The organism is Ralstonia sp. GX3-BWBA (assembly GCF_003290055.1).
GTDB lineage: Bacteria > Pseudomonadota > Gammaproteobacteria > Burkholderiales > Burkholderiaceae > Ralstonia > Ralstonia holmesii.
Genome location: NZ_QMKS01000028.1, coordinates 152,390 through 159,119, shown reverse-complemented (window position 1 = coordinate 159,119; position 6,730 = coordinate 152,390). Strand labels below are relative to the sequence as shown.

6 protein-coding genes and 1 pseudogene are annotated in these 6,730 nt (G+C 55.2%); 5 read left to right on the top strand and 2 right to left on the bottom strand.

Annotated features, from left to right (window positions below):
- Positions 1–301, bottom strand: a pseudogene (locus tag DOD19_RS26565) (transposase); the annotation flags it as partial.
- Between the two features lie 129 nt (positions 302–430).
- On the opposite strand from DOD19_RS26565, the gene DOD19_RS26560 reads away from it, so the two are divergent.
- The 3 genes from DOD19_RS26560 to DOD19_RS26550 all read left to right on the top strand — a co-directional run bounded on the left by DOD19_RS26560 (position 431) and on the right by DOD19_RS26550 (position 2,125).
- Complete coding sequence (locus tag DOD19_RS26560) at positions 431–1,141, top strand: hypothetical protein (RefSeq protein ID WP_112189011.1); 711 nt, start codon at positions 431–433, stop codon at positions 1,139–1,141.
- A gap of 61 nt (positions 1,142–1,202) precedes the next feature.
- On the top strand, positions 1,203–1,796 hold the full coding sequence (locus DOD19_RS26555; protein ID WP_112189009.1) for a hypothetical protein: 594 nt from the start codon (positions 1,203–1,205) through the stop codon (positions 1,794–1,796).
- Between the two features lie 44 nt (positions 1,797–1,840).
- A complete protein-coding gene (locus DOD19_RS26550) occupies positions 1,841–2,125 on the top strand; it encodes an H-NS histone family protein (protein WP_112189007.1) in 285 nt (94 codons plus the stop codon).
- Positions 2,126–2,198: 73 nt separating this feature from the next.
- Here the strand turns inward: DOD19_RS26550 and DOD19_RS26545 are convergent, their stop codons facing one another.
- On the bottom strand, positions 2,199–2,543 hold the full coding sequence (locus DOD19_RS26545) for a hypothetical protein (RefSeq protein WP_112189005.1): 345 nt from the start codon (positions 2,541–2,543) through the stop codon (positions 2,199–2,201).
- A 1,200-nt stretch (positions 2,544–3,743) separates the two neighbouring features.
- Here DOD19_RS26545 and DOD19_RS26540 point away from each other — a divergent pair.
- Positions 3,744–4,550, top strand: coding sequence for a hypothetical protein (locus DOD19_RS26540; RefSeq protein WP_239498115.1), 807 nt, complete (start codon positions 3,744–3,746; stop codon positions 4,548–4,550).
- A 168-nt stretch (positions 4,551–4,718) separates the two neighbouring features.
- The gene (locus DOD19_RS26535; protein ID WP_239498114.1) at positions 4,719–6,725 is read left to right on the top strand and encodes a transposase; all 2,007 of its coding nucleotides are present in this window, start codon (positions 4,719–4,721) and stop codon (positions 6,723–6,725) included.
- Positions 6,726–6,730 lie beyond the last annotated feature (5 nt).

Here is a 6,730-nt window from a genome sequence, read left to right as displayed (position 1 = left end):
ATCAATACCTGGACCGCTTCGCGCTTGGCCTGCGGGCTTGCTACTTTCGGGACAGCAGGTCCTTCAGTGCCGCGTTGTCCAGCATCGATTCGGCCAGCAGGCGCTTGAGCTTGTTGTTCTCCTGCTCCAACTCCTTCAGCCGCTGCGCTTCGGAGACCGTCATCCCGCCGAACTTCGCCTTCCAGTTGTAGTAGGTCGCTTCCGAGATGCCGTGCTTGCGGCACAGCTCTGCTGGCTTCAGGCCGGCCTCGGCCTCCTTCAGCACGCCAATAATCTGTTCTTCGGTGAATCGCTTTTTCATGACCGCTCCTCTTCGGAACGGACTCTACATCGTCAGCGTACTAATCGCGGGGAGCAGGTCACCACCACAATTGATCGCAAGCGCGAGGACGATGTTGTTGATCGGTTTTCCAGGAAAGTTCATGCGCGCATGTTGGAGCTTTATGGCGAGTCCGTAGCGGGCCATCCAAATTTTGCGGCGTCCCCTCTTGGCGGGCAGGACGTAGAACTCGCTGACTATCTTCTCGCCGGCATAGGACGATACTGCCTTGTTGAATTCAAGGCCGATGAGGATTCCGTGCCGTCTGAGAAGCGCAAGAGCTTACGGCGGGCACTTTGCGAGTCCATGCAAAAGAACTCTGCGATGCTCGCTCGCGCCCAGGCCATTCACTTTGTGGGCTGGGGCACAGAGGAAGAGACGAATGCCCCAGGCTACGCAGAGCAGACTATGTACGCCCTCGGGGCGTCTCTGGCTCCTTACCCGGGAATGGTCTGCCCACTATTTGGCTTCACGCCTGCCGCCACTGTCTTCGGTTTGATGACCGACGACGCATTCATTGAGAGGTTTGTCTCAAGCGAGCTGTTGGGGGCAGATGCCGAGCGTTTCGAAAAATACGTTGATGAGCTGTACGCGATTGCGGGCCATGCTGATGCGGATGGCAAGGCCGGCTTCCAAGGGACAGTCTACGTCTACATCGCCCCATCGGAGACCAGGCGAGCAAATTGGGCCCCGTTCAAGTTCACGGGAGTGGAGCAGCTGTTTCGATTAACGAAAGAGAAGGGTATCGATCGAGCTGCCATACAGGAGAGGAAGAGGGCCGCAGAGAAAGAAAATACGAACGATCGAGGTATGACGCGCTAGTCCCTTTTTGCACACCAGTTCGCTATCTCCCATTTTCAAGCAGCAGACTGCTGCCAACAACATGACTTCTCTTACTTCCCAAAAAGAGCCGCTGGATTCTGCACAACTCTTTGTCAACTTGCGTGAGGTCTCGCGTGTTCTCGCTCACGAGGTTGATCGATTGACCGATGAGCTTCCAAAGTCCGAGAAGCAAGTTCGCTCGGCTGCAGAGGGAATTGCGCTGGCACGGGGTGACATCCAAGCTCTCGCACAACACGCGAAGATGCTCAACGATACGTGGCGGCGATCCGAGGAGTTGGCGGAATCGGTTGGTAAAGCGGCTGCAAAAGCCAGCGTGAAAGCCATTGAGGAGACAGTCGAGGAGCTAACCGATCAGCTGAAGAATTCCGTTATTGAGGCAACCAAAGCAGCCCGGGATCTCGACAGAGCTATGCATATCAACAAGGCCTTCTGGAAGATTGCTCTCATGCTCGGGTGTGCGTTGGTCGCATGTACCGCCGCCCTCATGTACAAAATAATGAAACCCTCAGACGAGGATGTGCGGGAAAGAAGGAACGGCGAAATGCTGGAGAAGGTGTATCGAAAAACAGATGGAAAAGAACGAGCGGCATGGCAGAAATTTTTCGATACAAATGGAATCGTTGTGGACAAGTGATGGTGTCAGTTATTCTTGTCGCGTAATAATTCTTCGGAGAAGTTATGGCGACATACAAAGATCTGTTGGCACAAAAGGCGAAGCTTGAAGAGCAGCTTGAAGTGGCACGGCAAGTCGAACTAGCGACAGCCATTCAGCAAGTTCGTCAGATCGTTCAAGAATACGGTTTGACCGCGGAGGACCTAGGACTTGCGACGAAGACGAAGAAGCGCAAGGGCATGGCCGTTGCACCCAAGTACATGGATCCCAAGACTGGGGCAACTTGGTCTGGTCGTGGTAGAGCCCCCGCCTGGATCGGTAAGAATCGCGACCGCTTTCTGATCAAATAGCAATTGCCGGTCGGGCGGCGACCACTTGGTTGCCGCCGTAAGCAGCGCCCTCGGTGTTGTTGTTTCGGTCTGGTCACCAGCCGAGAACCTGTCGAGCCCGCTTCATCACCCAATCTTGTTCTGCCGGCGAGAAGTCCCACTCCCCTTGCTGCACCTTCAGCGCGAATCCCTTACGTGCGCGAGCTAGGCACATCTCGTGAGTCAAGGATGGATTTTCAGCAAGCTTGCGTGCGCAGTATCTGACGAATTGTTGTGCCAGGTCCTCACAGCCGTCATATCGGCCCAGCCACTCTTCTTCGGTGAGCCCGGTGACGTACCGGCCATCGACAAGCCGTACCAGCAGTTTTGGCTGTGCACCCGGCGCGGATCCCAATGGCGGTTCGCGGGGGAAGTCGGTAGGTATTGTTCGGTTCGACATGCTCCCTTCCTATGCCGCGGGGCTTTCGCCGCTCTACAAGAGTGATTAGCGAATATCGCTAGTTTTGCTGTACAGCAAAACAAACCGGGGCGAGAAATAAGTCTTATGGCGCACGTTTTCACTTTGAGTCCCGCTGCCCATGACTTCGCCGTTGCTGTGCTGTCCGAAGTTCGTATGCAACTTTCGGGCAGAGCAAGCTTCCTTCCCAAGAACCCTTCAGGGGAAAAGGACCTTGCTTTCGAAGAGGCGTGACTCGCGCTCGTGAGGTGATGTCAGTCCGTTGGTGCACACATCGTTCGTTGCACTGTCCATGACACCGTCTTTGGTGCGTGTTTACACATACTAGTAGATTTGGATTGGACGTGTATGTGCAGAAAATCCTTGCGCAGAGCCGACGAGCGACTATAACAAGACGATAGGTGGAGCGTAAAAATACACACCACTTGCTCCACCTGAAACATCAATTCAGAAGCCATCCATACCGGCTCCGCGCCCTACATCGTTGGGAGGGTTATGCCGGCACCCGATGTCTTCGATCGACCTGTATGCGACAAGCCGTTCGCATCGGTCGTTTCTCGATAATTCCGCCCCCAAGTTCAAGCCCTCCGACATAAGGAGGTGGGGTCTGGCTGCGCCCTGACAGAGCGAGGCCTTTGGAGTGGCCAGCGTCACGTCTTTGTCAGAAGTGCTATCGGCCATCGTCGTTCAATAGAAATATTTTTCCGTGAAAATTGCCGCCGTGGGCGCGATGTTAGCGTTCGCTCTCGATTTTCTCCTGTCGTACAAAGGAAAAACGGAAATCAGCTACCAATCTGCGTGGGGGCTAGAAACGCCGGAGAGATCGCGTAGTGTGTTCTTCCGCAGGCATCGACCGTCACGCAGTTGATGGTATGCCGTCATGATCACTGATTGTGCTCGTGAAAACTAAGTCTATTCGCTAAGCGCTGGAGCTATGCGCGGGAAGGAGCAGTAATGAGTTAAGTGAGAAGCCTAGCGGCTGCTGCAATTAAATGGCCGGCCAGTGCACGAGCGGCTTTAAACCGACGCAATCCCGAAAGTACCCGGGAGGGGTGAGGTTTTGCCTGTGAATTTGCACTAAACCTGGCACCGGGCCAGCGTTCATGAAAACGCTGGATGGTTTCGCTCATTCCAAAAAGATGAGCCAGATGGGCAGGCGCCGAATTGGCGGTCAAGCCATGAATGGGCTCGACCAAAGAATACTCAATTGTAGTTCAGATCATGCAAGCCATTGAGCTCGATTTCACGTCAAGAAATTCCGTAGCAAGGATTGACGCCGCATTCCGTATCCGAGGAACGGAAGAGTGGGGCGTTCGAGAGGCCTTCCTTAAAAGCGTTCGGGACGCATTCTCCCGACAGCCAGATCTGGCTGTGCGGTTGCACGGCGTCCGCAAGGTACAGCTGGGAAAGCGCGGTCAATCCCGTTCGTCGCTTTTTCCTAGCAAAAAGAATGCACCGCCTGAACACTACGCCGCCTATGTACCCGTCGAGAGCCGGCTTGAGCAGGCATACGCCTTATGCCTAGAGCGTCATCCAAGCGTCGTTGCATATCGTACCCAAGCCATCTGCATTGATATCCCCGGGGGGCGTTCTCATGTGCCGGACTTCCTGATCAGGGACGACGTGGGACGGGTGTTTGTGCGAGAGGTAAAGCACAACAGAGATCACCTTAGCGACGCCTATCGGCAGAAGGTTGATTGGGTCGCCGGCTTTCTGGCACGCGTCGGCGTTGACTATGCGCTGGTCGATCGCTGTGACTTGCCACCTGACGTAGTGCTCCGGCATCTGACGGCAGTCCATCACAGCTACAGGCGCATTCCTACAAGGATGGAAATCGACCACGCCCTCAAATTGATTCCATCCCTTCTGCCATGCAGTTACTACGCCTTAGTCGAGGCCTTGGGCGATGTTGCGAAGCACCTGGTGTTCGTCGGCGTACTCGATGTTCGTTGGGATCTTTTCAACATGGAGGCGCAGGTATGCAAGTGAACGCCTTTGGCGCTAATCCATATCGCCATCTCCTTCGGCTAGGCGACCGGAGCGTAAGCCGTGAACCGAACTGTGGATGTTTGATTTTCTCAGCTACCAAGATTTCTATCCGCACGGCCGAGGCCGAGTTTGGGCGTGGTCGTGGTGCCATTCAAGTGGGGGTAAGACATGAACGATTTTGAACGAGGCTTGCCGAGCGTCCCGCCCGAATTTAGTCCCCAGGTCGGCATGCGGTTTTGCTATCGCGGGAGCGAATTTGAGATCGCTCATGTTGCCTATCGCGAGGTTCGCTATAACGCGGTGGCTGGCGGTCAAAGTCACCGGCTTCCGATCGCCCGGCTCCAAGAAGAAGTGCGAAGCGGCGCGATCGTCCTGACTACCGAATCCAAAGCAATTCAGGAGTCTCCGTACCTGACCCTCAGTGCTGCAGATCTTCAGGAACGCACGCGGCAACTCCGATATGCCCAAGGCGCGATCGCTGAGCTTGAAAAGCCCACTTCACATTCGGCGCTTTTTGAGTGGATCAAACTTTATGCCGAAAAGCTGTCGGATCCGCACATGCCGGGTGTCAGTTCTGTCGCTCGCTGGGTCAAGGCGCTTCGCGACTTTGGGGAGGCGCATTTCATCAACAAGCCAAGGCGTAAAGGGAACAGCCTCTTGCGCTTCTCGGTTGGAGTGGAAGCAGGCATTCAGCAGGGAATCGCTGATTTCATGCGGGCCGAGAGACGCTCCTCAAAGAATGTCCTGGCGCATGTGCATGGATACCTGCTGGAAAACAACATGACTGGAACAAATACCCCATCGCAGCGGACCATTCGGCGGCGCATCAACAAAATCGATCCGTACTTGCTCATGCGCGTCAAAGATGGGCCGATTGCGGCAGAGCGCGCGGCAAAAGCGAGCGGTAGATCGCATCAGGTCCATATGCCGATGTACTTCGTACAGATTGATTCTCACGTGTTGGATGTGCTTGTTGTCGACGAGTCAACTCGCGAAGTGATGGGACGGCCAACGCTCGTGCTCGCGATAGACGTACGAACCCGCTGCATCGTTGGCTGGCATTTGAGCATGCATCCGCCGTCAACGGTGGCTACGCTTGCCGTCGTGAAAGACATGTTCACGCGACCTTTGCGCGGATTGCCTGGTGGCATCTGTGTGCATCTCATTCCTGACAACGGCACTGAATTCAAGAACTCGGCCGTCATGCGATTGCTATTGAAAGCCAACGTCATCATCGAACCGGCAGCAGTGCGGGAGCCTAACCACAAGCCTCATGTGGAATCCTTTTTTCGGACGCTTACGAGAAGCCTCGTTCAAACGTTGCCCGGAACGACGTTTTCGAACCCCGCGGAGCGTGGTTCGTACGATTCGAGCGGGTGTGCCTGCCTAACCCTTGAACAAGTCCGTTCCTACGTCGACGAATGGATCGAGGAGATCTATCACAAGCAAATTCACTCGGGTACGGGTAGGGCGCCAATCATGATGTGGAAGGAGGAGACCGCTCCTGGCAAATGTAAACCTTTGACCATGACGGAAGAGGAAGTGAACGTCATCGCGCGGACGGTTGTCCGCTCCACACCCAACGGCGGACGAGTCCGCCATGATGGGCTGGCTTGGTACAGCCACGCACTTCGCACATTGGAGCATCAGTACAAGGGACCAGTCGCTGTTCTCATCGATGAACTGGATCTGGATAAGGTGTACATCGAACACCCATTGGAACAGGGCCTAATCATCACTGCCATGTCCACGACACCCGAATACACGCGCGGTCTGACCAAGTGGGGCCATCGCGAAGCAAAGCGCATGTTGAGCCAGCTTAGCCAGCGTGATCGGCGCGAACTCGGCGAAAACGCCCCGTTATATAGTCTCTACATGCTTATGCAGCGGATCCAAAAGGATTCGGCCTTTGCCACTAAGCAGATGAAGCGTCTGAGAGAAAGCAAGAAAGAGCTCGACAAGCAGGTGGAGAAGGTCACAGAGGTAGCCTTTGCCATGGAGCCTGTCGTGTTGAGCTCCCGCATCGATGCCATCGCTGGCGGCCCGCCTGCAGTCGAGCACGTGGATCCGGATACGGGCGAGGTCCTCCAGGCTGACCGGAATGAGTCAACTCGGTTAGAGCAGACCCAACCGGTTGTTGGTGACCTCTCGCTAGGAACGTTCATTCTCGACTAAGGATC

Coding starts and splice junctions, on each gene's coding strand:
- DOD19_RS26560 (WP_112189011.1), top strand. CDS start 431: ATGTTGGAGCTTTATGGCGAGTCCGTAGCGGGCCATCCAAATTTTGCG.
- DOD19_RS26555 (WP_112189009.1), top strand. CDS start 1,203: ATGACTTCTCTTACTTCCCAAAAAGAGCCGCTGGATTCTGCACAACTC.
- DOD19_RS26550 (WP_112189007.1), top strand. CDS start 1,841: ATGGCGACATACAAAGATCTGTTGGCACAAAAGGCGAAGCTTGAAGAG.
- DOD19_RS26545 (WP_112189005.1), bottom strand. CDS start 2,543: ATGTCGAACCGAACAATACCTACCGACTTCCCCCGCGAACCGCCATTG.
- DOD19_RS26540 (WP_239498115.1), top strand. CDS start 3,744: ATGGGCTCGACCAAAGAATACTCAATTGTAGTTCAGATCATGCAAGCC.
- DOD19_RS26535 (WP_239498114.1), top strand. CDS start 4,719: ATGAACGATTTTGAACGAGGCTTGCCGAGCGTCCCGCCCGAATTTAGT.